At 68.2% G+C, this 25,637-nt stretch carries 26 protein-coding genes; 12 read left to right on the top strand and 14 right to left on the bottom strand.

What is annotated here, in order from left to right:
- On the bottom strand, positions 1–267 hold a 267-nt coding region (locus C1925_RS21255), incomplete at its 3' end, for a hypothetical protein (RefSeq protein ID WP_216821983.1).
- Between C1925_RS21255 and C1925_RS21070 the strand changes: the two genes are divergently transcribed.
- Positions 267–455 carry a hypothetical protein gene (locus tag C1925_RS21070; RefSeq protein ID WP_159097583.1) on the top strand — a complete coding sequence of 63 codons (189 nt, stop codon included), beginning with the start codon at positions 267–269 and terminating at the stop codon, positions 453–455. The genes C1925_RS21255 and C1925_RS21070 overlap by 1 nt on opposite strands.
- Before the next feature lie 173 nt (positions 456–628).
- Here C1925_RS21070 and C1925_RS19910 read toward each other — a convergent pair whose 3' ends face one another.
- The 3 genes from C1925_RS19910 to C1925_RS19920 all read right to left on the bottom strand — a co-directional run bounded on the left by C1925_RS19910 (position 629) and on the right by C1925_RS19920 (position 4,332).
- A complete protein-coding gene (locus tag C1925_RS19910) occupies positions 629–1,144 on the bottom strand; it encodes a cytochrome c oxidase assembly factor Coa1 family protein (protein WP_108770405.1) in 516 nt (171 codons plus the stop codon).
- Positions 1,145–1,169: 25 nt separating this feature from the next.
- Positions 1,170–3,395, bottom strand: a complete 2,226-nt coding sequence (locus C1925_RS19915) for a S9 family peptidase (protein WP_108770406.1) — start codon at positions 3,393–3,395, stop codon at positions 1,170–1,172.
- Between the two features lie 247 nt (positions 3,396–3,642).
- A complete protein-coding gene (locus tag C1925_RS19920; protein ID WP_108770407.1) occupies positions 3,643–4,332 on the bottom strand; it encodes a glutathione binding-like protein in 690 nt (229 codons plus the stop codon).
- A 111-nt stretch (positions 4,333–4,443) separates the two neighbouring features.
- Here C1925_RS19920 and C1925_RS19925 point away from each other — a divergent pair, with 111 nt between their 5' ends.
- Both C1925_RS19925 and C1925_RS19930 read left to right on the top strand, forming a co-directional pair.
- Positions 4,444–5,070, top strand: a complete 627-nt coding sequence (locus C1925_RS19925) for a TIGR00645 family protein (RefSeq protein WP_108770408.1) — start codon at positions 4,444–4,446, stop codon at positions 5,068–5,070.
- Positions 5,071–5,268: 198 nt separating this feature from the next.
- Positions 5,269–6,273: an energy transducer TonB gene (locus C1925_RS19930; protein ID WP_108770409.1), complete on the top strand. Its 1,005-nt coding sequence runs from the start codon at positions 5,269–5,271 to the stop codon at positions 6,271–6,273.
- A 77-nt stretch (positions 6,274–6,350) separates the two neighbouring features.
- Here C1925_RS19930 and C1925_RS19935 read toward each other — a convergent pair whose 3' ends face one another.
- Positions 6,351–6,605 carry a hypothetical protein gene (locus C1925_RS19935; RefSeq protein ID WP_108770410.1) on the bottom strand — a complete coding sequence of 85 codons (255 nt, stop codon included), beginning with the start codon at positions 6,603–6,605 and terminating at the stop codon, positions 6,351–6,353.
- Positions 6,606–6,682: 77 nt separating this feature from the next.
- Between C1925_RS19935 and C1925_RS19940 the strand changes: the two genes are divergently transcribed.
- On the top strand, positions 6,683–7,471 hold the full coding sequence (locus C1925_RS19940; protein ID WP_108770411.1) for a helix-turn-helix transcriptional regulator: 789 nt from the start codon (positions 6,683–6,685) through the stop codon (positions 7,469–7,471).
- 93 nt (positions 7,472–7,564) lie between these two features.
- On the opposite strand, the gene C1925_RS19945 is transcribed toward C1925_RS19940, so the two are convergent.
- The 4 genes from C1925_RS19945 to C1925_RS19960 all read right to left on the bottom strand — a co-directional run bounded on the left by C1925_RS19945 (position 7,565) and on the right by C1925_RS19960 (position 12,305).
- Positions 7,565–8,749, bottom strand: a complete 1,185-nt coding sequence (locus tag C1925_RS19945; RefSeq protein ID WP_108770412.1) for an ABC transporter permease — start codon at positions 8,747–8,749, stop codon at positions 7,565–7,567.
- On the bottom strand, positions 8,746–9,492 hold the full coding sequence (locus tag C1925_RS19950; protein WP_108770413.1) for an ATP-binding cassette domain-containing protein: 747 nt from the start codon (positions 9,490–9,492) through the stop codon (positions 8,746–8,748). Before C1925_RS19950 ends, C1925_RS19945 begins: the two co-directional genes overlap by 4 nt.
- On the bottom strand, positions 9,489–11,027 hold the full coding sequence (locus C1925_RS19955) for an alpha/beta hydrolase (protein WP_108770414.1): 1,539 nt from the start codon (positions 11,025–11,027) through the stop codon (positions 9,489–9,491). Before C1925_RS19955 ends, C1925_RS19950 begins: the two co-directional genes overlap by 4 nt.
- A 117-nt stretch (positions 11,028–11,144) precedes the next feature.
- Positions 11,145–12,305 (bottom strand): GGDEF domain-containing protein, encoded by a 1,161-nt coding sequence (locus C1925_RS19960; RefSeq protein ID WP_254051354.1) that lies wholly within the window; start codon positions 12,303–12,305, stop codon positions 11,145–11,147.
- A 148-nt stretch (positions 12,306–12,453) separates the two neighbouring features.
- On the opposite strand from C1925_RS19960, the gene C1925_RS19965 reads away from it, so the two are divergent.
- Positions 12,454–13,626 (top strand): lytic polysaccharide monooxygenase, encoded by a 1,173-nt coding sequence (locus C1925_RS19965; RefSeq protein WP_108770415.1) that lies wholly within the window; start codon positions 12,454–12,456, stop codon positions 13,624–13,626.
- 85 nt (positions 13,627–13,711) lie between these two features.
- Here C1925_RS19965 and C1925_RS19970 read toward each other — a convergent pair whose 3' ends face one another.
- Both C1925_RS19970 and C1925_RS19975 read right to left on the bottom strand, forming a co-directional pair.
- Complete coding sequence (locus C1925_RS19970) at positions 13,712–13,909, bottom strand: hypothetical protein (RefSeq protein WP_108770416.1); 198 nt, start codon at positions 13,907–13,909, stop codon at positions 13,712–13,714.
- Between the two features lie 104 nt (positions 13,910–14,013).
- Positions 14,014–14,763: a ferredoxin--NADP reductase gene (locus C1925_RS19975; protein ID WP_108770417.1), complete on the bottom strand. Its 750-nt coding sequence runs from the start codon at positions 14,761–14,763 to the stop codon at positions 14,014–14,016.
- Positions 14,764–14,847: 84 nt separating this feature from the next.
- Here C1925_RS19975 and C1925_RS19980 point away from each other — a divergent pair, with 84 nt between their 5' ends.
- The 4 genes from C1925_RS19980 (at position 14,848) to C1925_RS19995 (ending at position 18,796) form a co-directional block, all read left to right on the top strand.
- A complete protein-coding gene (locus C1925_RS19980) occupies positions 14,848–15,816 on the top strand; it encodes an ABC transporter ATP-binding protein (protein ID WP_174213523.1) in 969 nt (322 codons plus the stop codon).
- Positions 15,813–16,622, top strand: coding sequence for an ABC transporter permease (locus C1925_RS19985; protein ID WP_108770419.1), 810 nt, complete (start codon positions 15,813–15,815; stop codon positions 16,620–16,622). The genes C1925_RS19980 and C1925_RS19985 overlap by 4 nt, the downstream gene beginning before the upstream one ends.
- Positions 16,623–16,955: 333 nt before the next feature.
- A complete protein-coding gene (panE, locus tag C1925_RS19990; protein WP_108770420.1) occupies positions 16,956–17,894 on the top strand; it encodes a 2-dehydropantoate 2-reductase in 939 nt (312 codons plus the stop codon).
- A complete protein-coding gene (locus C1925_RS19995; protein WP_108770421.1) occupies positions 17,894–18,796 on the top strand; it encodes an NAD-dependent epimerase/dehydratase family protein in 903 nt (300 codons plus the stop codon). Before panE ends, C1925_RS19995 begins: the two co-directional genes overlap by 1 nt.
- Before the next feature lie 90 nt (positions 18,797–18,886).
- On the opposite strand, the gene C1925_RS20000 is transcribed toward C1925_RS19995, so the two are convergent.
- Positions 18,887–19,684, bottom strand: a complete 798-nt coding sequence (locus C1925_RS20000) for a TatD family hydrolase (protein WP_108770777.1) — start codon at positions 19,682–19,684, stop codon at positions 18,887–18,889.
- A 67-nt stretch (positions 19,685–19,751) separates the two neighbouring features.
- Between C1925_RS20000 and hrpB the strand changes: the two genes are divergently transcribed.
- Positions 19,752–22,256: an ATP-dependent helicase HrpB gene (hrpB, locus tag C1925_RS20005; RefSeq protein WP_108770422.1), complete on the top strand. Its 2,505-nt coding sequence runs from the start codon at positions 19,752–19,754 to the stop codon at positions 22,254–22,256.
- 202 nt (positions 22,257–22,458) lie between these two features.
- Positions 22,459–22,848: a hypothetical protein gene (locus C1925_RS20010; RefSeq protein ID WP_108770423.1), complete on the top strand. Its 390-nt coding sequence runs from the start codon at positions 22,459–22,461 to the stop codon at positions 22,846–22,848.
- A gap of 64 nt (positions 22,849–22,912) precedes the next feature.
- Here the strand turns inward: C1925_RS20010 and C1925_RS20015 are convergent, their stop codons facing one another.
- Entirely contained in the window at positions 22,913–23,452 is a 540-nt protein-coding gene (locus tag C1925_RS20015) for a pseudouridine synthase (RefSeq protein WP_108770424.1), read from the bottom strand.
- A gap of 80 nt (positions 23,453–23,532) precedes the next feature.
- Complete coding sequence (locus C1925_RS20020) at positions 23,533–24,390, bottom strand: class I SAM-dependent methyltransferase (protein WP_108770425.1); 858 nt, start codon at positions 24,388–24,390, stop codon at positions 23,533–23,535.
- 170 nt (positions 24,391–24,560) lie between these two features.
- On the opposite strand from C1925_RS20020, the gene C1925_RS20025 reads away from it, so the two are divergent.
- The gene (locus C1925_RS20025) at positions 24,561–25,517 is read left to right on the top strand and encodes an aldo/keto reductase (RefSeq protein ID WP_108770426.1); all 957 of its coding nucleotides are present in this window, start codon (positions 24,561–24,563) and stop codon (positions 25,515–25,517) included.
- Positions 25,518–25,637 lie beyond the last annotated feature (120 nt).

Genomic DNA, 25,637 nt, shown 5'->3' on the forward strand with positions numbered 1-25,637 from the left:
GCCGTAGTAGGTCACCAGATCGTCCCGGGTCATGGCGTGCCCCCGCACGCCCCACTTCACCGGCTCGGCGGCAAAGCCAATTCGCTTGCCCATCGCCTCAATAGCAGCCTGCGCGTCGCGCTCGCTCCTGTATTCCAGCGGGGCTGGCGTGCCTATTCTGTACCAGGTGTGGGTGACTTCCTGTGCCGACGCCCCGCCCGCGCACACGGCGGATAACGCAAGGGCAACCCACCCGGCGCCCTGCCGGGCCCATGAATGTTCCTTCATTGGCATTCCTCGTCCTTGAGCGCGCCGCGCGCGCAGATCTCACAGCCCGAACCGGGCGATTGCATCCGAAGGCGAAAGAAAACCAGATGATTCGGGCGGGCGCAAGGAACCAGCCGCACATTCTGCGGTTATTGGAGAAAAACCAAGCCTCCTGGGAGGTCGACGCGCAGCAGCGGCGTTATCGCTGACGCAAGAAGGTGCTGAAAGCGTCTTTCGCGCTCGTTGAGCGCTGGCACGGTTGCGGCTCCCACGCGGACGGCAGTCGAGCAAGCTCGACTCTACGAGAGCAGGTGATCTTTCGAGCAAGCTCGACGCTACGAGAGCAGGTGATCTGTCGAGCATGGTCGACGCTACGCCGCGATCACAAGGCCAGGGTGAGGGGGCAGTCGCCGCGCTCGCGACACGCCTGCAGCGCGCATTCGCCTGCAGCTTCTGCATCATCCAGCGCGGTCAGGTCGAAGGTCTGCTTGTCCTCGCCCAGCACGTACATCACCGGGTAGTCCCACACGTCGTCGCGGCGGATGCCGGTCACGAACAACCGCCCCTGCCCCTGCGGCCCATCCAGGGCCACGGTGAGGGCGACATCGCGCCGGCCGTCGTAGGCCGTCTGCATGCTGCCCAGCGGCATCGCCTCGGCACGCAGCGGCTCACCGAGCACCTGCACCAGTTCGATGCTGCAGGCGGCGCGGCGCATTGCTTCGCGCATCGGCGGGCTTTCGTGTGCGGCCTCGCTCCAGCGCAGCACGCTCCAGGCGATCATGCCGCACAGCGCGCCCAGGAACAACACCACCGACAGCGGCATGGCCCAGCGCCAGTGACGGCGCCACCAGCCAGGGCTGGCAGCGCGGTGGCCGGGGATCGGCGGTGGCAGATGCATCGGCGGGCTCCTTCCCGTGGGTCTGTCAGGGCTTCAGGCAGCGGTCCAGGAAGGCCTCGGCGACGCGGTAGCGGTGCAGTGCATCGGCACCGGACAGGCCGTGCTTGGCGCCGGGGTAGGTCATCAGTTCAAACGGCTGGCCACGCTTCTGCAGCGCGCTCATCAGGCTGGTCGAATTGGTGAACAGCACGTTGTCGTCGGCCATGCCGTGGATCAGCAGCAGCGGCGAACGCAGGCCCTCGATGTGGGTGAGCACGCGCGCTTCGCGGTAGCCGGCTTCATTGCGCTTGGGCAGGTCCATGTAGCGTTCGGTGTAGTGGCTGTCGTACAGGCCCCAGTCGGTGACCGGTGCGCCGGCCACGCCGCAGGCATAGCTGTCCGACGCCTTGGCCAGCAGCATCAGTGTCATGTAGCCGCCGTTGGACCAGCCCTGCACGCCGATGCGCGCCGGGTCCACCCACGGCTGCTGCTTCAGCCAGGCCACGCCACGCAGCTGATCGGCCACTTCCACCGTGCCCTGCTTGCCGTACAGCGCGCCGCCGAAATCGCGACCGCGACGCGGGGTGCCGCGGTTGTCCAGCGAGAACACCACGTAGCCCTGCTGCGCCAGGTACTGGTTGAACAGGTGGTCGCCGCGGCCGGGCCAGCTGTCGGTGACGGTCTGGCTGGCCGGGCCGCCATACACGTACACGGCCACCGGGTAGCGCTTGGACGGGTCGAAGCCTGCAGGCTTGATGATGCTGTAGTTCAGCGGGGTCTTGCCGTCGGCGGCAGTGAGCGTGCCGAACTCGATCGGGCGCTGCGCATCGCGGTAACGCGCATACGGGTGCTTGGGATCGGCCAGGTCGTTCTCGAGCAGGGTGGCGATCTTCTCGCCGTTGGCACGGAACAGTTCGATCTGCGGCGGCGTGGTGCTGTTGGACCAGGTGTCTACGTAGACGCTGGCGTTGCGCGCGAAGCTGGCGGTGTGCATGCCCGGCGCCTGGGACAGGCGCTGCGGCTGGCCACCCTGCAGCGACACGGCGTAGATCTGGCTTTCGCGCGCCGAATCGATGCCGGCACGGAAGTAGGCCTTGCCGGCCTTTTCGTCGACGGCCAGCAGCTCATCCACCGACCAGTCACCGTGGGTCAGCGCGGTGGTCTTGCCCTTGGCATCGATGCGGTACAGATGCTGGAAACCGGTGCGCTCGGACGACCACAGCACGCTGCCGTCATCGAGGAAACGCAGGCTGTTGTGCAGCGGCACCCAGGTCGGGCTGGTCTCGTGCGCCAGCATGCGCGTGCCGTTGGCAGCCAGGTCCACTTCCACCAGGTCCAGCAGCTTCTGGTCGCGCGACTGGCGCTGGTAGGTGACGCGCTTGGCATCGCGCCAGTCGACGCGGGCCAGGTAGATGTCCTGTTCCTTGCCGAGGTCGATCCAGCGCGGCGTGGCGGCGGCGGTCGGCGCGATCACGCCCAGCTGCACGCGCACGTTGGCATCGCCGGCAGCCGGGTAGCGCTGTTCGACCACATCGGTGCGGTCGGCATAGACCTCGTAGCGCTTCTGCACCGGCACCGGCGCTTCGTCGATACGGGCGAAGGCAATGGCCGAATCATCCGGCGCCCACCAGTAGCCGGTGTGGCGGTCCATTTCCTCATCGGCGACAAACTCGGCCACGCCGTTGCCGATGGTCGCGCTGCCGTCGGTGGTCAGCTGCAGCTGCTTGCCGCTGGCCAGGTCGATCACCCACAGGTTGCGGCCGCGGATGAAGCTGACGAAGCCGCCCTTGGGCGACAGCTTGGCATCGGTGGCGAAGCCTTCGCCGTGGGTCAGCTGGCGCACGGCCGCTGCGCCCTGCTGCTTCAGGTCGTACAGGTACAGCTCGCCGCCCAGCGGGAACAGCAGGCGCTGCGCGTCCGGCGACCACTGGTAATCGACGATGCCGGTCATCGCGGCGATGCGCTGGCGCTCGCGGCGGGCCTTCTCTTCATCGCTGAGGGTTTCGGTGCCGGGCAGCACCACCTTCGAATCGACCAGCAGGCGGGTCTGGCCGCTGCCGATGTCGTAGCTCCACAGGTCCAGCTGGTTGCGGTCGCTGTCCTTGCCGCGCAGGAAGGTGACGCGCGAGCCGTCCGGGGCCACCTTGGGCTTCATCAGGGTCGGGCCGGACAGCGGCAGCGGGCCGGTGATGGCTTCCAGGGTGAGTTTTTCAGCGTGGGCGGCAGTGGTGGTGGCGAGCATGAGGGCGAGCGAGGCGAACAGATGGCGCATGGAAGGTCCCGGCAAACGGCAGGTCCGTCACGCGCCAGGCGCGCAGCGGTCGTACCCCCATCCTAACCAAGCCGGTCTGCGAAGGCAGCATGACCTTCTGCCCATGGCGCCGTGCCGACCAACGGTCGGCACCTACCGTCGCCGGGGTCAGAGCCCTTTGCGTGGCAAAGGGATCCGACCCCGGGCTGGTCGGCATCCACCACCAGTAGATCCACGCCATGCGTGGATGATGCCGCCCCTGGGCTGGTCAGCGCTGGCCGAACAGGAGCTTGCGCTCTTCCTCGCTCATCGGCTTGCCGGCGTTGGGGTTCACCTGCTTGCTCAGGGCATAGGCGCGCTGGGTGGCCGGGCGCGCGGCGATGGCGTCGTGCCAGCGCTTCAGGTTCGGGAAGGCGGCGAAATCTACCGGAATCTTGTCGTAAGCGCCAATCCACGGGTAGCTGGCCATGTCGGCGATGGTGTAGTCATCACCCGCCAGGAAGGCGTAATCGGCCAGGCGCTTGTCCATCACCCCGTGCAGGCGGCGCACTTCGTTGTCATAGCGCTCGACAGCGTAGGGGATCTTTTCCGGGGCATAGACATTGAAGTGGCCCATCTGGCCGCTCATCGGGCCCAGCCCGGCCATCTGCCAGAACAGCCATTCCAGGGTGGTGACGCGGCCGCGCGCGTCGCTGGGCAGGAACTGGCCGGTCTTCTCGGCCAGGTACAGCAGGATCGCGCCGGATTCGAACACGCTCTGCGGGGCGCCGCCATCGGCCGGGGCATGGTCGACGATGGCCGGCATCTTGTTGTTGGGCGAAATCGCCAGGAATTCCGGCTTGAACTGGTCACCCGAGCCGATGTTGACCGGGTGGATGCGGTATTCCAGGCCGGCTTCCTCCAGCAGCAGGGTGACTTTGTGGCCGTTGGGGGTGGGCCAGTAATACAGGTCGATCATGGCGTCGGCTCGGGGTTCGGAAGGAACCTGAAGTCTAGTGCGTGAGTTGGCTTGGCACCGTCATGGTGGCCCGGTAACCTCGCCTCTCCCTCGAAACGCAGCATCCCCCGCATGAGTGCAAACCGCCTGCCGCCCTCCCCGCTGTCCAACCTGATCTTCGCCTCGCGCTGGCTGCAGCTGCCGCTGTACCTGGGCCTGATCGTGGCGCAGTGCGTCTATGTGTTCCTGTTCGGCAAGGAACTGTGGCACCTGATTTCGCATTCGGCCTCGATGGGCGAGCAGCAGATCATGCTGATCGTGCTGGGCCTGATCGACGTGGTGATGATTTCCAACCTGCTGGTGATGGTGATCGTGGGCGGTTACGAGACCTTCGTGTCGCGCCTGCGCCTGGAAGGCCACCCGGACCAGCCGGAGTGGCTGAGCCACGTCAACGCCAGCGTGCTGAAGGTGAAGCTGGCGATGGCGATCATCGGCATCTCCTCGATCCACCTGCTGAAGACGTTCATCGGCACCGGCGCACTGGGCGGCATTCCGCTGTGCCCGCCGGAGCGCATGGCCACCGCTGCCGCCAACATCGGCGAGCAGACCTGCGCCACCCTCACCGCCGATGGCGTGCTGTGGCAGACCATCATCCACTGCGTGTTCATCCTGTCGGCGATCGGCATCGCCTGGACCGACAAGCTGATGTCCGGCGGCCACGACAAGGCCGACAGCCACGGCAAGACCGCCGAGCATTGACCTGACGAGGCGATGGCGACACCTGATGTCGTCATCGCCTCTGGCCCGCCCTTGTACGCAAGGGTCGGCGGGATGCTAGATTGCACCCTCGCCGTTGCCGGCGGCGGCGTCGGGAAACGCCAGCCGCCACGCCCGGACCCCGGTCCCGGCCATGCAGATCCACGGCTTACGTAACGTCGTCTTCTAAAGGGGAGCAGGATGTCGCACGTCACAACGATCGCTGCCGCGCGCCGGTGGATGCCGGTTGCCCTGGCACTGGCACTGGCTGCCTGTTCGGGCAAGGAAGAAACACCGGCACCGGCCGCCGAAGGGGCTGCCGCACCCGCCAGCACGCCTGCCGCACCGGCCGTGGCGGCCAAGGTGCAGTCGATGGGCACCGAACAGCTGCGCGATTCGGCCAGCCGTGCCCTGGCCGAGAACCGCATGTACGCGCCGGCCGGCGACAACGCCATCGAGTACTACATCGCCCTGCGTGACAAGACGCCGGACGACGCCTCGGTGAAGAGCGCGCTGACCGACCTGCTGCCCTACACCCTGATTGCCGCCGAGCAGCACCTGGGCCGCGAGGACTTCGCCGAAGCCCAGCGCCTGGTGGCCCTGATCGAGAAGGTCGACCCATCCGCGCCGGCCCTGCCGCGCCTGAAGGAAGGCCTGACCAGGAGCGTGCAGGTGGCCGCCAAGCGCACCGAGGACGAGACCGCCAAGGTCAAGAAGGACGCCGAGGACCGCGCCAAGCAGCTGGTTGAACAGCAGCGCCTGGCCGAGCAGCGCGCCAAGGAAGCCGACGCGGCCAAGCAGATTGCCGCCCAGCAGGACGCGGCCCGCCGCGACAGCGAGCGCCAGGACGCCGAACGCCAGGCCGCCGCGCGTCGCGATGCCGAACAGAAGCAGCAGCAGGCCGCGGCCCAGCAGGCCAGTGCCGCGCGAGCCGCCGCTGCGACCGCCGCGCCAACCCTGCGCCCGGTCAGCACCCCGGCCCCGCGTTATCCGGCCGAAGCCCTGCGCTCGGGCACCTCGGGCGAAGTGCTGATGGAAATCACCGTCGGTACCGACGGCTCGGTGACCAACGCCCGCGTGCTGCGTGCGACGCCGTCGCGCGTCTTCGACCGCGAAGCGCTGAACGCCGTGAAGCGCTGGCGCTTCGAACCGGTTGGTGCCCCGGTCACCACCCGCCGCACCCTGGTGTTCGCACCGGGCGGCTGACCAGGCCTCCGGTAGCGCCGGGCCATGCCCGGCGAGACACCCTCAAAAGGCCCGGAGCGATCCGGGCCTTGTCTGTTTCAGCGCTCGCCGTCGATCAGCTGCTGCAGCGCCGGATCACGCGCCGTCAGCACCTGGAAGAGGCCGAGCGCGTGCAATGCCGGCATCAAGCTGCGCAGATCGGTCTCGGCGGCAGCACGTGTGGCATCGCTGCCTGTCGGATCCTGCCAGTCGCGCACGCTGGCGAGGAAGGCGCCGACGCTGCCCTTGCGCACGGTCAGCCCGTTCACCTGCACGTCGTCCTGCTGGTCGGGAAGGATGTCCTGCGGTTTCATGGGAAGTGCTCCCTGGGGATGGACGCCCAGTGTCAGGCTTGCGGCGCGGCCGTTCTGCCGTATAACTGCCAATTGATATGGCAGACCAGCCAAACCCGACGCCCTTGATCGAACCCGCACTGGCTGACGCTGGCAGCGGGCCGTGGCTGCTGGGCGCGCAGCTGGCAATGACAGGACCACGCCGCACCGCGCGGCACCGGCACGCACGCGGACAGTTGCTGGGTGCACATCACGGCCTGCTGCGCATTGAAGTGGGTAACCATCACTGGCTGTTGCCTGCCGGCCACGTCGCCTGGGTGCCGCCTGATCTGCCACACGCACTCGCCAGCATCGATGCCTTCGATGGTTGGAGCCTGTACTTCAGCACTGCGACTTGCACTGCATTGCCAGCTGCGCCGCGTGTATTCCAGCCCAGCGTGCTGTTGCAGGCGGCTCTACCGCGTGCCCTGCAGTGGCCGCATGGCGCTCTGGAGGATGCGCAGCTGAGGCTGGCGGGCGTGATTGCCGACGAGATTGGCAGCAGCACTCCCCTGCCGCTTGCGCTGCCGCAACCGCGCGACCGTCGCTTGCGGCGCATTACCGCCGCGCTGGCGCGCGCACCGCATGACAAGCGCAGCGTTGAAGACTGGGCCCTTGCCAGTGCGCTGTCCGGCCGCAGCCTGGCCCGCCATTGGCTGGCCGAAACAGGCATGACGCTGGGCCAGTGGCGGCAGCGCCTTCGGGTGCTTCTGGCGCTGCCGCGTCTGCTGGCAGGGGAAACGGTCATCGAGGTCGCGTTGTCGATGGGCTATGACACGCCCAGTGCGTTCATTGCCGTGTTCAAGCGCGAGATGGGGGTGACGCCGGCGCGGTATGGCGTGCGGTGACGCCCGTCATGGCGGATCGGAAAACAACGAGGCCCGGCGTGACCGGGCCTCGCTGCACATCCGCCGGGCGTGGCCAGGCGCTACCGGTTGCGATCAGCCGGAGATGGCCAAGCGTTCCTGGTGGTAGCGGCGCACGGCGGCGAACCACAGGATTGCGGCCAGGCCGAGGCTTGCGCCCAGGTAGATCGCCCAGATGGTCGGGGTGATCACTTCGTGGCGGATCACCTTCAGCAGCATCTGGTTCTGCGACAGGAACGGCACGGCGTACTGCCACAGCTGGCTCTTCACCGGGTAGGCCATCAGCGCATAGCCCGGCAGCATCGGCAGCAGCACCAGCCAGGTCATGTGGCTCTGTGCCTCCTTCATGCTCTTGGCCGCGGCCGACAGGTAGGTCAGCAGCGAGGTGCCGATCAGCAGCATCGGCAGCATCACCAGCAGCATCTGCACCATCGAGAGGATGTTCATGTTGAGCTGGCGGCTGACGTTGCCGGAGGCGAACTGGGCGCTGACCTTGAACGCGACCAGTGTCAGCAGCAGCGACACGAACCCGACCACGCAGGCGGCGCCGATCTTGCCGCTGACGATCGCGCTGCGCGAGCCGGGCGTGGCCAGCAACGGCTCCAGCGATTGCCGCTCACGTTCGCCGGCGGTGGTGTCCATCACCAGGTACGCGCCGCCGATGAACGAGGTCAGGGTCAACAGCACCGGCAGCAGCATCGACAGCATCATGCCGCGCTTGGCTTCGGTACTGGCCATGTCCTGGGTGGCCATGTCGAGAGGTCGTGCGACCTGCGCATCGACGCCACGGGCCATCAGGCGCAGCGCCCCCACCTGCCCGTTGTAGGTGGACAGCGCCGCCTGCAGGCGTGCCGTGGGCACCTCGGCGGCACGCCGCGTGCTGTCACGGATCACCTCCACCAGCGCCGGCTTGCCGTCAGCCCAGTCCTTGCCGAAATCGGCGCTGATGCGCAGCGCCACGTCGATGTCCTGGGCGCGGATCGCCTCGGCCAGGTCATCCGGCGCCGCGGTGGTGTTCAGGCCCTGCGCGGCGAGAAAGCGGACCAGGTTCGGTGCGTGCTCGGCACCGATGGTGGGGATGTCCAGCGGCTGTTCGATCTGCGTGCGGAAGCGGCTTTCCGACAGCTTGCCCATGCCCAGGATCAGCAGCGGGTACAGCAGCGGGCCGAACAGCAGGGTCAGCGCCAGGGTGCGGCGGTCACGCGAGAGGTCGCGCAGTTCCTTGCGCATCACCGTCATCAGGGTCGACATCATGCTCATGCGTGCAGGCCCTCTTCGCTGCCGATCAGTTTCACGAACGCATCTTCCAGGTTGGTTTCGGCGGCCTGCGCGCGCAGTTCATCGGCACTGCCGGCGGCCATCACAGTGCCCTTGGCGATGATGACGATGTGGTCACACAGCGCGCCGACCTCCTGCATGATGTGGCTGGAGAGGATCACGCAGCGGCCTTCCTCGCGCAGCCCCAGCAGGAACCGGCGCAGCGCGCGGGTGGTCATCACGTCCAGGCCATTGGTGGGTTCATCGAGGATGACGTTGCGCGGGTCGTGCACCAGCGCGCGGGCGATGGCGGTCTTGGTGCGCTGGCCCTGCGAGAATCCATCGGTCTGGCGGTCGAGGATGTCGGCCATGTCCAGCGCGTGCGACAGCACTTCGATGCGTTCGCGGATGCGCTGCGCCGACAGGCCGTGCAGTTCGCCGAAATAGGTGATGTTCTCGCGCGCGGTCAGGCGCTTGTAGACGCCGCGCGCATCGGGCAGCACGCCCAGGTGGCGGCGCACCTCGATCGGATCGCGCGCGGCATCGATGCCATCGACGGTGATGCTGCCCTGGTCGGGCGTCATCAGCGTGTACAGCATGCGCATGGTGGTGGTCTTGCCGGCGCCGTTGGGGCCGAGCAGTCCGGTGATCTGGCCATCGGCGGCGCGGAAGCCGACGTTGGCCACCGCCTGGACGCGACCGGTGCGGGTGTCGAAGGCCTTGTGCAGGTTGTCGGCGACGATCATGGGGTCCATCCGTTGAACGAGGTGAACGCCGGCACGTGGCTCAGCGTGTCCAGGCAGCTGGCGTCGAGCGCCTTGGCATCGTTGGCATCGATGAACTGGCCCAGCAGGCGCGGCATGCAGCCGGCGGTGAGGGTGCCGTGGCCCTGGCCGCGGGCGACCAGCGCGCGGCCGTTGGGCAGGCCCTTGAGCACCTGTTCGGCGTAGCGCGGCGGAGTCACCGGATCCACTTCACCGGACAGCAGCAGCACCGGCAGGTCGCTCTTCAGCGGTGCGGTGAGCGTGGCCGCAGCCGGCTGGTGCGGCCACACCGGGCAGGCGGCGAAGAACGCACGCGCCGCTTCCGGGCCGAACAGATCATCGTCGCTGGTGGCCGGTGCCTGGTAGCGCGGTGCATCCTCGCTGCAGATGACCGACCACTGCATGCCACGGTTGATCTGGAAATCCATGGTGCGGGTCGCGCCGCGTGCCAGCGAAGCCAGCGGCGCGTAGCGGCCCTGTGCGGCTTCGTCCAGCACCAGCGGCAGCAGCGAGGAATACTCGGGCACGTAGGAGAAGGCGAAGGCCAGGCCGACCACGCTGTCCGGGGTCAGCACGTCCTGGCGCGGCGCGTTGGTGCCCGGGTCGCGGTAATCGACGGTGACCGGTGCGCGGCGCAGGGTGTCGACCACGCTGCGCAGCTGGGTGCGGGTATCGACCGGGAAGCGCTTGCTGCACGCGGCATCCTTGCGGCACTGCGCGGACTGCAGGGTGATGGCGTTGTCGAAGGTGTTGGCGAACTCGCCGCCGACCACCAGATCGTTGGGCACGACGCCGTCGATGACCAGGCTGCGGGTGTGCTGCGGGTAGGCGATCGCGTAACGCTGGGCCACGCGGGTGCCGTAGGAGCCGCCGACCAGGTTCAGCTTGTCCGCGCCCAGCGCCTGGCGCACCGCGTCCAGATCGGCGATGGCCTCGGCGGTGGTGTAGAAGCGCGCATCGGCGCGCCCCTGCAGCGATGCCGCGCACTGCTGCGCGTAGTCGCGCAGCAGCGCCTCGCTCGGCGCCGCGTCCTCGTCCATCTGCAGCGGCTTGCCGTCCGCGCCCAGGCAACTGAGCGGGTTGGAACCGCCGGTGCCGCGCTGGTCGATCAGGAACACATCACGCTGCTTGCGCACCTGGCGCAGGGCCGTATCGACGATGACTGCCACTTCACTGGCCGCCTGGCCGGGGCCGCCGGCGAGGAAGAACACAGGGTCAGGCTGGCCGTTGCCGCTGTCATCCGATTCCAGCCAGGCAATGCGCAGGTCGATCTTGCGGCCCTCGGGATGGGCGCGATCTTCGGGCACCTGCAGCGTGCCGCACTGGGCTTCGACGTTGGCGCTGGCGCCGACCGTGGTCAGCGTGCACGGACGGAACTCGATCGCCCCGTAGCGCTGGCTCGGCGTGTCATTGCCGTCGGCGGCACCGGGAGCGGTTGCACTGCAGCCGGCAAGCATCGCGCCGGCAAACAGCATGCTGGCCGATCGCCTGGCCAGTCGGAAAGGGTGTTTTTGCATCGTGCTTGATTCCCCTGGAGGACGTTCCTGTCGACCACGACGCAGCGCCGCGGCAGATGTGACCCACTTTCGAACAAACTTACACGGCCCCGGCGCTGGCGGCGATGGGCAATCGCGCTAGGCCGTTTCGGCAGCGGACACCAACCGGTCGCGGCCTTCGGCCTTGGCCCGGTACAGCGCGGCATCGGCGCGGGCGATCAGCCCGGCCAGATCGCTATGGCCGTCATCCATGGCCAGACCGATGCTGGCGGTGACCGCCACCGGGCCGGTACCCAGCGGCGCCGGCCGTTGCTGCAGTGCATGACGGATGCCCGTGGCCAGGCGCTCCGCTTCGCCGGCGCTGCCGGGCAGCAGCAACAGGAATTCCTCGCCGCCATAGCGACTGAGCAAGTGCACGTGGTCGCGTGCGCAGTGCTCCAGCACGCCGGTGAAATGCTGCAGCACCTGGTCGCCAGCCAGATGCCCCCAACGGTCATTGATGGCCTTGAAGTGGTCCACGTCCAGCAGCAGCACCGCCAGCGGGCGCTGCACGCGGCGCACCTGCTGCAGCTGGTCGGCCCCGTCGGCCAGCACCGCACTGCGGTTGAGCAGGCCGGTGAGGCCATCAGTACGGGCGGCGCGGCGCAGGTCCACCAGCAGGCGTTCAAGCAGCAGCAGGACCAGCGCGAAGCAGCGCGCCAGCTCCAGCATTATCCCGGCCAGGTAAGTGAGGAACATCGGCGAGCCCGCACGCATGATGTCCCCGCCCGCATCGGCATCTGGCGGCAGGAACAGGCGCACGACGTAGACCACCGCTTCGGCAAGGAACACCGCCGCCGCCAGCCGGCAGCTGATGCGCTGTGCCGGCGGCGCATGGCGCAGCAGCAGCGCGGCGATCCAGCTGTTGATGATGATCGCGAACACGCTGAACACATGCAGGCGCACCTCCAGGCTGGGCCATGGCACCAGGAACAGGAAGATGCCGGCCATGAAGGCCGCGACCAGGCCCAGGGCGCGCCACAGCGGCATCGGCTGACCCAGGTGCAGGGCCATGCCGCGCAGCATCAGTACGCTCGAGGCCGCCATGGCCGCATTGCCGCCGAGGATGGCCGGCACCTGCGGCAGCCAAGGGCGCAGCCCCATCAGGATCACGCCCAGGGTCAGCAGCCACAGGCTGGCCGTCCACAGGCGCAGCACCGGCTGCCCGCGCAGCACCACCAGCAGCAGCGAAAAGCCTGTTGCGATGCCGATGCACAGCAGCAGGCCAAGTACACCGATGGTGGGAAGATCCAGGGACATGCGGTCCGTGCGTGCCAGGCAATGGCTGCATCCTAGCGCGTTCTGGCGAAACCGCTGTTGCAGGGGCGGCAGCGCACATGCCTGCAGCAGGCGGACTGCAACCGGTGTGGAGACTGCCCGCTCTTCCACACGTCCAGGGACGCACCCCATGCAGACACGCCTCCTGCTCGCCGTTGCCGCGACGCTGACCGCAGGGCTCTTCCTGCCCGGCAGCGCGCAGGCGCAGGCGCACGGCACGTTGTCCAAACCGATGAGCCGCATCTACGCCTGTTACCAGGGCAATCCGCAGAATCCGACCAACCCAGCGTGCGCCGCTGCCAAGGCCGTGGGCGGCGCGCAGCCGTTCTACGACTGGGCCGGCGTCAACCAGGCCCACGCCAACGGCAACCACCAGGCAGTCGTGCCCGATGGCCAGCTGTGCAGCGGCGGCAACAGCAAGTACCGCGGCCTGGACCTGGACCGCAGCGACTGGACGACGTCACCGATCCGCGCCGATGCCAACGGTCGCTATACCTTCGAATTCCTGGGATCGGCGCCGCATGCCACCCGCGAGTGGAAGTTCTATGTCACCCGCGATGGCTGGAAGGCCAGCGACGGCCTGCGCTGGTCGGACCTGGAAGCGTTCTGCACCCTGGGCGACGTGCCGCTGTCCGAAGGTGGCGTGTACAAGCTGGAGTGTCCGCTGCCCAAGCGCTCGGGCCAGCACGTGATCTACAACACCTGGCAGCGTTCGGATTCGCAGGAGGCCTTCTACACCTGTGCCGACGTGCGCTTCGAAGGCGGTGACGTGACCCCGCCGCCGCAGTGGCAGGACGCCGGTGCGGTGACCGCTCGCGGCGCGCTGGAGGTGGGCACCACGGTTTCGCTGCGCGTGTTCAACGCGGCCGGCAACGATGTGGAGCAGGTGGACGTGGTGCTGGCCAGTGGTCAGACCGCGCCGACGCAGTGGCCGCTGGTGCTGGCCCGAAAGGCCAATGCCAGCGCTGCGCAGGCGCGCGTGGGCATCCTGCGCGATGGCGTGATCACGCCCGTGGCCTCGGCCACCGAGAACCGCGTGTACCTGCGTCCGGGGCATCGTTTCCAGCTGGATACCAAGGTGCCTGATCCGGTGGATCCGGTGGACCCGCCCGGTGGCGACTATGACCACGTGTACCCGGACGGCATCGGCAGCTATGTGCCGGGGCAGACCGTGGTGAAGGGCACTGACGGCAAGCTGTATGCCTGCCGCCCGTTCCCGGAGGGCGCGTGGTGCAACATCAACGCCGAACCGTACCGCCCCGGCGTGGGCTCGGCCTGGCGCGATGCCTGGATTCCGTACTGAAAAAAGGCACCGGGGGCGGCGTGATGCCGCCCTCGGATGAACTGCGCAATCGCATCGATGTCTTCAAGTGATTCGCTGGACCAGATCAGCGGTCCAGCCATTTGCCCAGCCTCTCACGCGCCTGCTCGGTGGTGAAGGAGAGACCGGCATCAATATCCGCGCGCCCGCGCTGGATCTTCTCGAGCACATAGACGTGGTACTGGATGTCTTCCAGCGTTGCGTCGTCCGGCAGCTGGGTCAGCAGCTGGGCGACTTCCTGCTTGGCGGTGACGGGAGGACTCATGGCGGGCTCCTGGCAGATATCAGCAGTCTAGCCCGGGGCCGGTCGGCATGCCGTTGCGGGACATGCCGGCCAGCGGCCGGCACTACCGCGCCCGTGGCGGGCCCTTACTTGCTGCTGACGTACTTCTCGCGGCGGATCTGCGGGTTGCCGAGCCCGGCTTCCTTCAGCGCCTCGGCGCAGGCATCGACCATGTCCGGGTTGCCGCACAGGTAGGCGATGTCGGTGGCCGGGTCCGGCGTGAAGCCTGCCAAGGCCTGCTGCACGTAGCCGTGGTGCACGTCCGGGTGCGGATCGGCCGGCAGTTCGCGCGACAGGCACGGCACATAACGGAAGTTCGGGTGCTTTTCGGCGAAGCTGTAGAAATCTTCGCTGTACAGCAGCTCGCCCGGGCTGCGCGCGCCCTGCAGCAGGACCACCTGCACGCCGCGCTCGGCCATGGCCGTTTCCAGCAGCGGCAGCATCGACCGGTACGGGGTGACACCGGTACCGGTGGCGATCAGCAGGTAGCGGGCATTGTGGTCGCCGGGGTTCAGGCAGAAGCGGCCGTACGGGCCGGACGCACTGACCTGGCCGCCGAGGTCCAGCGCCTCGAACAGGGCCGTGGCGGCGCCGCCGGGCACGAAGCTGACGGCGATATCCACCGCCTCGCCCGGGCCCAGCGCGTGGTCATGGATGGTCGCCAGCGAGTAGCTGCGCTTGGTTTCGGTGCCATCGGCGTAGCTGAAATGGACCTGGATGAACTGGCCGGGCTGGAAATCCAGCGGCTGGCCGTCATCACGCACGAACTGGTAGTGGCCGACCGTGGGCGCCAGCATGCGGCGGCCGACCAGCTTGATGGGGAATTGGACAGGCACGACTTTTCGGGACAGTGTGTAGCCGGGGCAAGCCCTCGGGGTCTTCTATAATAGCCCCTCCCCGCCCCTCTCCAGCGCCAGCCCATGGGCGCGAAGGCTTCGAGCTTGGCTTCCCTGAACGATACGGCGCCCGCCCTGCGCGTGCGCGACCTGCGCAAGACCTATGACAACGGCACCCAGGCCCTGAAAGGGGTTTCCCTGGAGGTCGCCCCGGGCGATTTCTTCGCCCTGCTCGGCCCCAACGGCGCCGGCAAGTCCACCCTGATCGGCATCATCAGCTCCCTGGTCAACCTCAGCGAGGGCCAGGTGGAAGTGTTCGGCAGCGACCTGGTGCGCAACCGCAGCGCCACCATGCGCCTGATCGGCCTGGTGCCGCAGGAAATCAACTTCAACCTGTTCGAGAAGCCCTTCGACATCCTGGTCAACTACGCCGGCTTCTATGGCGTGGCCCGCGAGGAAGCGGAGAAGCGCGCCGAAGAGGAACTGAAGCGCGCGCACCTGTGGGAAAAGGCACAGGTGATGAGCCGCACCCTGTCCGGTGGCATGAAGCGCCGCCTGATGATCGCCCGCGCGATGATGACCCGCCCGCGCCTGCTGATCCTCGACGAGCCGACCGCCGGCGTGGACATCGAGATCCGCCGCGACATGTGGCGGGTGCTGAAGGAGATCAATGCCGCCGGCACCACGATCATCCTCACCACCCACTACCTGGAAGAGGCCGAGTACCTGTGCCGCAACCTGGCCATCATCAACCACGGCCAGATCGTCACCCAGGGCCCGATGCGTACCCTGCTGGCCAAGCTCGATGTGGAAGGCTTCCTGCTGGACATCGACGGTGACCTGCCCGCGCAGCTGCCGGTGATCGAGGGCGCGACCCTGACCGCGCCGGACGCGCACACGCTGGACATCGACATGCCGCGCGCCATGGATCTCAACCGCGTGTTCGCCACGCTGAACGAGTCCGGCATCCGCGTGCGTTCGATGCGTACCAAGAGCAACCGCCTGGAGGAACTGTTCGTGCGCCTCACCGGCAACCAGGAGAAATCCGCATGAGCAGCACCCCGAACACGCCCGCTGCGCCGATCACCGACGCACAGCGCAACCGCATCGCCCTGATGACCATCGTGCGCCGCGAAGTGGCGCGCATCCTGCGCATCTGGGGCCAGACCCTGGTGCCGCCGGCGATCACCATGACCCTGTACTTCCTCATCTTCGGCGGCCTGATCGGCTCGCGCGTGGGTGACATGGGCGGTTACAGCTACATGCAGTTCATCGTGCCGGGCCTGGTGATGATGAGCGTGATCCAGAACAGCTACGGCAACATCAGCTCCTCGTTCTTCGGCGCCAAGTTCGGCCGCCACGTGGAAGAGCTGCTGGTGAGCCCGATGCCGAACTGGGTGATCCTGTGGGGCTACGTGGCCGGTGCGGTGCTGCGCGGCCTGATGGTCGGCGTGATCGTGCTGATCATCGCCATGTTCTTCACCCCGGTGCGCATTCCGCACCCGCTGGTGACGCTGACCACGGTGGTCCTGGGCGCGACGATCTTCTCGCTGGCCGGCTTCATCAACGCGGTGTACGCCAAGAAGTTCGATGACGTGGCGATCGTGCCGACCTTCATCCTGACTCCGCTGACCTACCTGGGCGGCGTGTTCTATTCGGTGAAGCTGCTGCCGGGCTGGGCCGAGGCGGCCACGCACGCCAACCCGATCTTCTACATGGTCAATGCGTTCCGCTACGGCCTGCTGGGCAGCAGCGACGTGCCGGTGTGGGTGGCCTATGCGCTGATGCTCGGCTTCGTGGTGGTGCTGACGGCGCTGGCGCTGTGGCTGCTGCGCCGTGGCGTGGGCATGCGCAGCTGAGGGTTGCCTGCAGGGCCTGCGGCCCTGCACCCGCTGCAAGCCGGAGCAACGTCAACGTCAACGTCAACAGCTGGGTATCCGTGGGTTGGCGGGGTGGGTCCGGTTGAGGGGGACGCCGTAAACCCATCCATGGGGGCTTGGTCGCGGCATCCATGCCGCTCACACCCCCTCAACCGGACCCACCCCGCCTTCGACAGTTGGCCGGTGGCCAGTAGATCCACGCCATGCGTGGATGGCGTAACGGTAGAGCCGGGCTAATGCTCGGCTCTTTTTTTGCCTGCGATCTCCGGCACAATCGCTGGAAGACTTCCCCCAGAAAACGGTGAACGTGCAATGCGCATCCTGATTCTCGGCGCCGGTGGTACCGGCGGTTACTTCGGCGGCCGCCTTGCGCAGGCCGGCGTGGACGTGACCTTCCTGGTCCGCCCGACCCGCGCCAGCCAGCTGGACCAGGATGGCCTGGTCATCCGCAGCCCCGTAGGCGATGCCAGCTTCCCCGTGCAGCACGTCACTGCCGACGCCCTGCCCGCGCTTGCCGCGCAGCAGCCCTTCGACCTGGTCATCCTCAGCTGCAAGGCCTACGACCTGGACAGCTCGATCGATGCGATCGCACCGGCGGTGGGCGCTGACACCAGCGTGCTGCCCATCCTCAACGGCCTGCACCACTACGGCGCGCTGGATGCACGCTTCGGCCGCGAGGCCGTGCTCGGCGGCCTGTGCTTCATCAGCGCCACCAAGGCGCCCGATGGCGCGGTGCTGCACCTGGGCAAGCCGGCCAAGCTGACCTTCGGCGAGCGCGACGGTGGTGCGATCTCCGAGCGCGTGCGTGCCTTCGCCGCCGCGTGTGCGCAGGCCAACCTGGACCACCTGGCCAGCGAGCAGATCGGCCAGGAGCAGTGGATCAAGTACACCTTCCTGACCACGCTCGCGGCAGCCACCTGCCTGCTGCGCGCGGACATCGGCACGATCGTCGCCACCGATGATGGCGAGGCCATCGTGCGTGGCCTGTACGACGAGTGCCTGGCCGTGGCCGAGGCAGCCGGTGAGCCAGTACCGCAGGCCGCGCAGGACACCGCGCGCGGCACCCTGACCCAGGCCGGTTCTGCACTGAAGGCCTCGATGCTGCGCGACCTGGAAGCCGGCCAGCAGGTGGAAGCCGCGCACATCGTCGGCGACATGCTGGCGCGTGCACGCACCGCCGACCAGGAAGGTCTGCTGCTGCAGGTTGCCTACAGCAGCCTGCAGGCTTACCAGGCGCAGCGCAGCGCGTGATGGCATCGCCCGCGCCACTGCCGTCGCCGGTGCTGATCCTCGGCATGGGCTGGAGTGGACGCGTGCTCGCCGCGCAGCTGCAGGCACGCGGCGTGCAGGTGTCGGGCACGGTGCGCGATCCGTCGTCGACCGCCGACGATGGACTTCAGCGCCACCGCCTGCATGCCGATCCCGCGCCGTCAGCGGCGTTGCTGGAGGCAATCGCACAGGCGCAGGCGGTGCTGTGCAGCGTGCCGCCGGATGCGCAGGGCGATCCTGCACTGCGCCAGCTGCTGCCCGCGCTGCAGGCCAGTCCGGCACTGCGCTGGGTGGGCTATCTATCCTCGACGTCGGTCTATGGCGATCGCGGCGGTGGCTGGGTAGACGAGAACAGCGAGGCCGATGCAAGCGAAACTGCTGGCGTGCAGCGCCGCCTGGCCGAGACGCAGTGGCGGGCCCTGGCCGACGCGCGAGGCATCGCCTCGGCGGTGTTCCGTCTGCCGGGGCTGTATGGCCCTGGCCGCAATGCGCTGCTGCAGTTGGCCGAGCGCCGCGCGCGCCATGTCGTGCGGCCCGGGCTGGTGTTCAACCGGCTGCATGTGGAGGATCTGTCGGCGGTGGTCATCGCGGCGATGCAGCGGCCCATGCGGGATGGACTGTACCTGCCTGCCGATGACGAGCCCGCGCCACCGCAGGATGTGCTGGCTTATGCCGCGCAGCTGGGCGGATTCACGCTGCCACCGGCGGTGGCCTGGGATGACCCGGCGGTGAGCGCAACGCTGTGGCGCTTCTACGCCAGCAACAAGCGCATCGACAGCCGCGGCACGCGTAAGGCGTTGGCGTGGGTGCCGAAGTTTGCGACGTATCGGGAAGGGCTGGAGGAGCTGGCCGCTTCGCTCGCCGGGCGGAGCCTGATCCGGTAGTGCCGGCCGCTGGCCGGCAATCCACCGTGCTGCCGGCCAGCGGCCGGCACTACCACCCTGCGCGCAGCGCGACGGATGTAAACGACAGGATCAACCTGCGTCGGGCAGGCGGAAGAACGTGCGCGTGGCAGCCGTGGCATTGGCCGCGGTCACCGCTACGTCTTCGCCACGGTCGCGGGCCAGTTCCTCGACGATGTGCGAGAGGAACATCGGCTCGTTGCGGCGGTCCTTCGGCATCGGCTTCAGCGTGCGCGGCAGCAGGTACGGCGCGTCGGTCTCGATCATCAGGCGGTTGGCCGGGATGTTCTTCACCAGCTCGCGCAGGTGCGCGCCACGGCGCTCGTCGCACAGCCAGCCGGTGATGCCGATGTACCAGTCCTGGTCCAGGTAATCGAACAGCTCGTCACGTTCGCCGGTGAAGCAATGCACCACCGCCGGGCCGAGGCGGCCTTCGAAGTTCTTCATCTGCGCCATGAAATCGGCATGCGCATCGCGCTGGTGCAGGAACAGCGGCTTGCCATTGTCCGCGGCCAGCTGCAGCTGGCGCTCGAACGCGCGGTGCTGCGCCGGGCGCGGCGAGAAATCACGGAAGTAATCCAGCCCGCACTCGCCCACCGCCACCACTTCCGGGTGCGCATGCAGTGCGCGCATTTCGGCGTCGCACTCCTCGGTGTATTCCACCGCGTGGTGCGGGTGCACGCCGGCGGTGGCGTACAGGAAACCGGGGTGCTGCTGGGCCAGCTGCACGGCCAGCGGGGAGTGCTCGCGGCTGGCGCCGGTGATGACCATCTGCACCACGCCGGCCTGCCGTGCACGGTCCAGGACGGCATCGCGGTCGCGGTCGAAGGAGTCGTGGGTCAGGTTGGCGCCGATATCGATCAGGTGCATGGTCATCGCGGGGGAAAAGTGCCCGCGCATTGTACCCGCGCCGGCCATGGCCCCTTATCCTTTGCACATGAACGCCCCGCTCTTCCCGATTTCCCCGCTGCTGCCGCAGATCCAGCAGCACCTGGCCGCGCAGCCGCGGCTGGTGCTGGAAGCGCCGCCCGGCGCCGGCAAGACCACCCAGGTGCCGCTGGCCCTGCTCGATGCGCCGTGGCTGCAGGACCGCAGGATCATCCTGCTGGAACCGCGCCGGGTGGCCGCACGCAGCGCCGCGTTGTTCATGGCGCGGCAGCTGGGCGAAGAGGTGGGCGGCACCGTCGGCTACCGCATCCGCTTCGAGAACAAGATCTCGGCGCGCACCCGCATTGAAGTGGTCACCGAGGGCATTCTGACCCGCATGCTGCAGGATGACCCGATGCTGGAAACGGTCGGCGCGATCCTGTTCGATGAATTCCACGAGCGCCACCTCAGTGGCGACCTCGGCCTGGCCCTGGCGCTGGACGTGCAGGCGCAGCTGCGCGACGACCTGCGGCTGGTGGTGATGTCGGCCACGCTGGATGGCGAGCGGCTTGCCCGCTTCCTCGATGCGCCGCGCCTGAGCAGCGAGGGCCGCAGCTACCCGGTGGCGATCAGCCATTTCCCGGCGCGCCGCGATGAGGCGCTGGAACTGCAGGTGCGCCGCGCGGTGCAGCAGGCCCTGGCCGAGCATCCCGGCGACCTGCTGGTGTTCCTGCCCGGCCAGCGCGAGATCGCGCGCGTGCAGGCGGGCCTGCAGGAATCGCTGGACGGCAGCATCGAGGTGCTGGCGCTGCACGGCGAGCTGCCGGTGGAACAGCAGGCACGCGTGCTGCAGGTCGCCAGCGATGGCCGCCGCCGCGTGGTGCTGGCCACCAACGTGGCCGAATCTTCGGTGACCCTGCCCGGCGTGCGCGTGGTGATCGACAGCGGCCAGGCGCGCGAGCCGCGCTACGACCCCAACAGCGGCTTCACCCGGCTGGACGTGGTGGCCATCGCCCAGGCTTCGGCCGACCAGCGCGCCGGCCGTGCCGGACGCGTGGCCGAGGGCGTGGCGTGGCGGCTGTGGCCGCAGTCGCAGCGGCTGGAGCCGCAGCGCCGCGCCGAGATCGACCAGGTGGAACTGGCCGGGCTGGCACTGGAACTGGCGGCCTGGGGCAGCAGCGACCTGCGTTTCCTCGATCCGCCGCCGTCCGGCCCGATGGCCGCCGCACGCGAACTGCTGCAACGCCTGGGCGCACTGTCGGACACCGGCGCGATCACCGCACTCGGTCGCCGCGTACTGGCGCTGGGCACGCACCCGCGCATGGCGGCGATGCTGCTGGCCGCGCCCGATGCGCGCGCACAGGCGCTGGCCGCCGATCTGGCCGCGCTGCTGGAAGCACGCGATCCGCTGCGCCAGGGCGGCGATGCGCTGGCCGCACGCTGGCGTGCGCTGGCGGCATTCCGCAACGGTCGTGCGCCGTCCGATGCCAACCGCAGCGGCCTGGCCGCCATCGATGCGGCCGCCAAGCAGTGGCGCCGACGCCTGCGCTGCGAGGCGACGCCGCCCAGCAGCATCGAAGCGCATGAGCTGGGTGATCTGCTCGCCCACGCCTTCCCCGACCGCATCGGTTTCCAGCACCCCAGCGATCCGCTGCGCTACCTGCTGGCCAACGGCCGCAGCGCGCGCCTGCATGAACTGAGCGACCTGCGCGGCGAGCCGTGGCTGGTGGTCAGCGAGCTGCGCTATGAAGCACGCGATGCCCTGCTGCTGCGCGCCGCGCCCGTGGATGAAAACGCGTTGCGCGCAGCATGGCCGCAGCGCTTCGTCACCGAGGACGCCGTGCGCTGGGACAGCGAGCGCCGCGCCCTGGTGGCCCTGCGCGAGACGCGCTTCGACCGCATCGTGCTGGACAGCCGCTCCGCCGGCCGCGTCGACCCGCAGCATGCCGCGCAGGCGCTGACCGATGCGGTGGCCGAGCTCGGCCTGTCCGCGCTGCCGTGGACCGAAGGCCTGCGCCAATGGCAGGCGCGGGTGGAATCGCTGCGCCGCTGGATGCCCGAACTCGGCCTGCCCGACTGCAGCGACGCCGCCCTGCTGGCCACCCGCGCGCAGTGGCTGCAGCCGGCGTTCGCCGGCAAGACGCGGCTGGATGCCCTGGACGAGAGCAGCTTCGCCGAAGCGCTGAAGTCGCCGCTGGAATGGTCGCAGCGGCAGCTGGTGGAGCGCCATGCGCCGACCCGCATCACCGTGCCCTCGGGGCTGGAGCGGCCGATCAGCTACGCGCTGGACAGCGAGAGCGGCGAGCCGCTGCCGCCGGTGCTGGCGGTGAAGCTGCAGGAGCTGTTCGGCCTGGCCGACACCCCGCGCATCGCCGATGGCCGCGTACCGCTGACCCTGCACCTGCTGTCGCCGGGCGGCCGCCCACTGCAGGTCACCCAGGACCTGCGCAACTTCTGGGAAAACACCTATGCCGAGGTGAAGAAGGAAATGAAGGGCCGCTACCCGCGCCATCCGTGGCCGGACGACCCGTGGACGGCGACCGCCACGCACCGGGCCAAGCCGCGCGGCACCTGAGCGGTAGTGCCGGCCGCTGGCCGGCAGACGCCGTGTACTAGATGCCCTGGGGTTGCCGGCCAGCGGCCGGCACTACCGGGTGCAGACCCTGCCTGATCCTGAATGGACCGGGTAAAGTCACCTCATCGACCGCCCTGACTGACATACCGTTTACAGGCAGCACGACACACTGGACTTCGACCCGAGGCAAAGGACCCCACGAATGAGCAAGCTGACCGTTATCACCGACCGCGCCCTGGAGCGCGCCCTGGAACTGGCGCACACCGCGGGTGACGGCCTGAAGAGCGCTGGTGGCAGCCTGCGCCATTTCGGCCCGCAGGCCAGTGACTGGATCAAGACCGGCGCCGCCGTGGGTGCGGTGAAGACCGGCGGCAAGGTCGCCACCAAGTTCGTGCGCCGCAATCCGGCCGTGGCCATCACCGCCGCTGCGGTGGGCGTGGGCCTGCTGGGCTATGCGCTGTACCGCAAGCAGCAGAAGAAGAAGGCGGCCAACGGCCAGGTGGTGAATGGACAGGCCAAGCGCATCAACGCGCGTGACCGCCGCAACCACACCGTGGTGGACGAGCACAGCGACATCGGCAGCGATGCCTGAGTCTGACGGGGTCGGATCCCTTCCGCAGGAAGGGCTCCGACCCTTTTCATTTCTGCAGTTCGGCTCAGCCGATCTGCCGCCACTGCCCCGGCTGCAGGTCATCCAGCCGGTACGGCCCCATCGACACGCGTACCAGGCGCAGGGTCGGCAGGTTCACCGCCGCGGTCATCCGCCGCACCTGGCGGTTGCGGCCTTCGCGGATCGTGATGGCCAGCCAGCTGTCCGGCACGGTCTTGCGGAAACGCACCGGCGGATTGCGCAGCCACAGCTCCGGCGCCGGATCGAGGCGCTCGATCTTCGCCGGTAAAGTCGGCCCATCGTTCAGGACCACGCCGTCGCGCAGCTGCTGCAGCTGCTCATCGCTGGGCGTGCCTTCCACCTGCACCCAGTAGGTCTTGTCGGCCTTGTGCTTCGGGTCGGTCAGCTTGTGCGCCAGCGTGCCGTTGTCGGTCAGCAGCAGCAGGCCCTCGCTGTCATGGTCAAGCCGGCCGGCAGCGTACACGCGCGGCGGCAGGCCGAAGCCGGCCAGGGTCGGCCGCGGCGGCACGCTGCGGTCGGTGAACTGGCAGAGCACGTTGAAGGGCTTGTTGAAGGCGATCAGCATTGCGGGAACGGCAGGCGGCGGGGTGATGCATTGTCCCACGCCGCGCTGCGCGCTCGCCGGGCGGGCCCGGCGTCATCGGTTTACGGCTTCACGAACCGCAGGGTCATGCGGTCGCTCTCGCCGATGGCCTGGTACTTGGCGTCGTCGGCCTTGTCGTGCTGGTTGGTCGGCGGCAGGGTCCAGACACCGTTCGGGTGGTCCTTGGTGTCACGCGGGTTGGCATTGACCTCGGTGCGCGCATCCAGCTTGAAGCCGGCGGCCTCGGCCATGGCGATCACCTGCTGCTGGCCGACATAGCCGGTGTCGTCGTCATCGGCGACGTCGGCCTTGGCGCGATGCTCGACCACGCCCAGCACGCCGCCCGGCTTCAGCACATTGAAGAAGCCCTGGAACATGCCCTGCGCCTGGCCGGCCTTGCGCCAGTTGTGCACGTTGCGGAAGGTCAGCACCACGTCGGCCGAATTGGCCGGGCCGAACACCGGCTTGGCCGGGTCGTAGCCGACCACGGCGGCCTTGTCGAACTGGGCCGGCGCACCGGCAAACTTCTTTTCCAGGCCGTCGCGGCTGCGCTGCTGGTAATCGCGGCCACGGCCTTCGGGCACTGCGGCCGGATCGACCACGGCGGCGATGTAGTGGCCCTTGTCACGCAGCAGCGGCGCCAGGATTTCCGAGTACCAGCCGTTGCCGGGGGTGATCTCGATGACGGTCTTTTCCGGTGCGACCTTGAAGAAGGCCAACGACTGAGCCGGATGGCGGTAGTTGTCGCGTTTCACATTGGCGGGGTCGCGGGTCGATGCCTTCACCGCGGCATCGATGGCCGGCGAGACCTGGATCTTCGCCGGTGCCACCGTGGCCGGTGCAGCGAATGCGGGAACAGCAACGAGCAGGGCCGAGGCAAGCAGCAGGCGGCAGCTACGCAGGGACGAGGCAGCGATCATCGGGGCGATTCCAGCGGAAGATGCGGCGAGACTAGCAGCCGCCGCGTGCAAGGTGTTCACAAAACGTTAGCCACGCGCTCCGCGACGGAACACTGTTTTGTGTTCGACGCCGCAGCGCGGTCACACAGCGCGTTCTATGCTGCAGGACTACCCCCAAGGAGTCCGTGCCCATGACGGCAACCCGCGAACTGGGCCGTTCCGGCCTGCATGTACGTCCGCTCGCCTTCGGTGGCAACGTGTTTGGCTGGAGCGCCGATGAGAAGGCCAGCTTCGCCCTGCTCGATGCCTTCGTCGATGCCGGCTTCAACCTGGTCGACACCGCTGATGTCTATTCGGCCTGGGTACCGGGCAACGAAGGCGGTGAATCGGAAACGCTGATCGGCAAGTGGTTCGCGCGCAGCGGCAAGCGCGACAAGGTGGTGCTGGCGACCAAGGTGGCCAAGTGGGCAGAACGCCCCGGTCTGACCCCGGACAACATCAACGCTGCGGTGGAAGATTCGCTGCGCCGCCTGCAGACCGATGTGATCGATCTGTACCAGGCCCACGAGGACGATGAATCCACGCCGCTTGAAGCAACCTTGGCCGCGTTCGGCCGGCTGATCGAAGCGGGCAAGGTGCGCGCCATCGGTGCGTCCAACTACAGCGCCACGCGCCTGGCCGATGCGCTGAAGGTGTCCACCGATTACAAGCTGCCGCGCTATGAAACCCTGCAGCCGGAGTACAACCTGTACGACCGCGCCGGTTACGAGAAGGAACTGGAACCGCTGGTGCAGCGCGAACAGATCGGCGTGATCGGTTATTACGCACTGGCCAGTGGTTTCCTCAGCGGCAAATACCGCACCCCGGCCGATGCCAGCAAGAGCCCGGCGCGCGGCGAGAACGTGGTCAAGCGCTACCTGAACCCGCGGGGCCTGCGCATCCTGCAGGCACTGGATGATGTGGCCAGCAAGCACAACGCCAGTGCCGCGCAGATCGCGCTGGCGTGGCAGATCGCACGGCCGTCGATCACCGCGCCGATCGTCAGCGCCACCAGCGTCGAGCAGCTGCACGACCTGCTGGCGGCCGCCAATGTCGGCCTGAGCGTGCAGGACATCGCACAGCTGGACGCGGCCAGCGTCGAGGGTTGATCGCCGCATCCACGCCGGGGTCGGATCCCTTTCGCAGAAAGGGCTCTGACCCCAACGGCGCGGACCAAGGTCGGCGTCAAGGCGAGTCAGGGGTCAGAGCCCTTTCTGCGAAAGGGATCT

It is taken from the genome of Stenotrophomonas sp. SAU14A_NAIMI4_5 (assembly GCF_003086795.1).
Lineage (GTDB): Bacteria > Pseudomonadota > Gammaproteobacteria > Xanthomonadales > Xanthomonadaceae > Stenotrophomonas.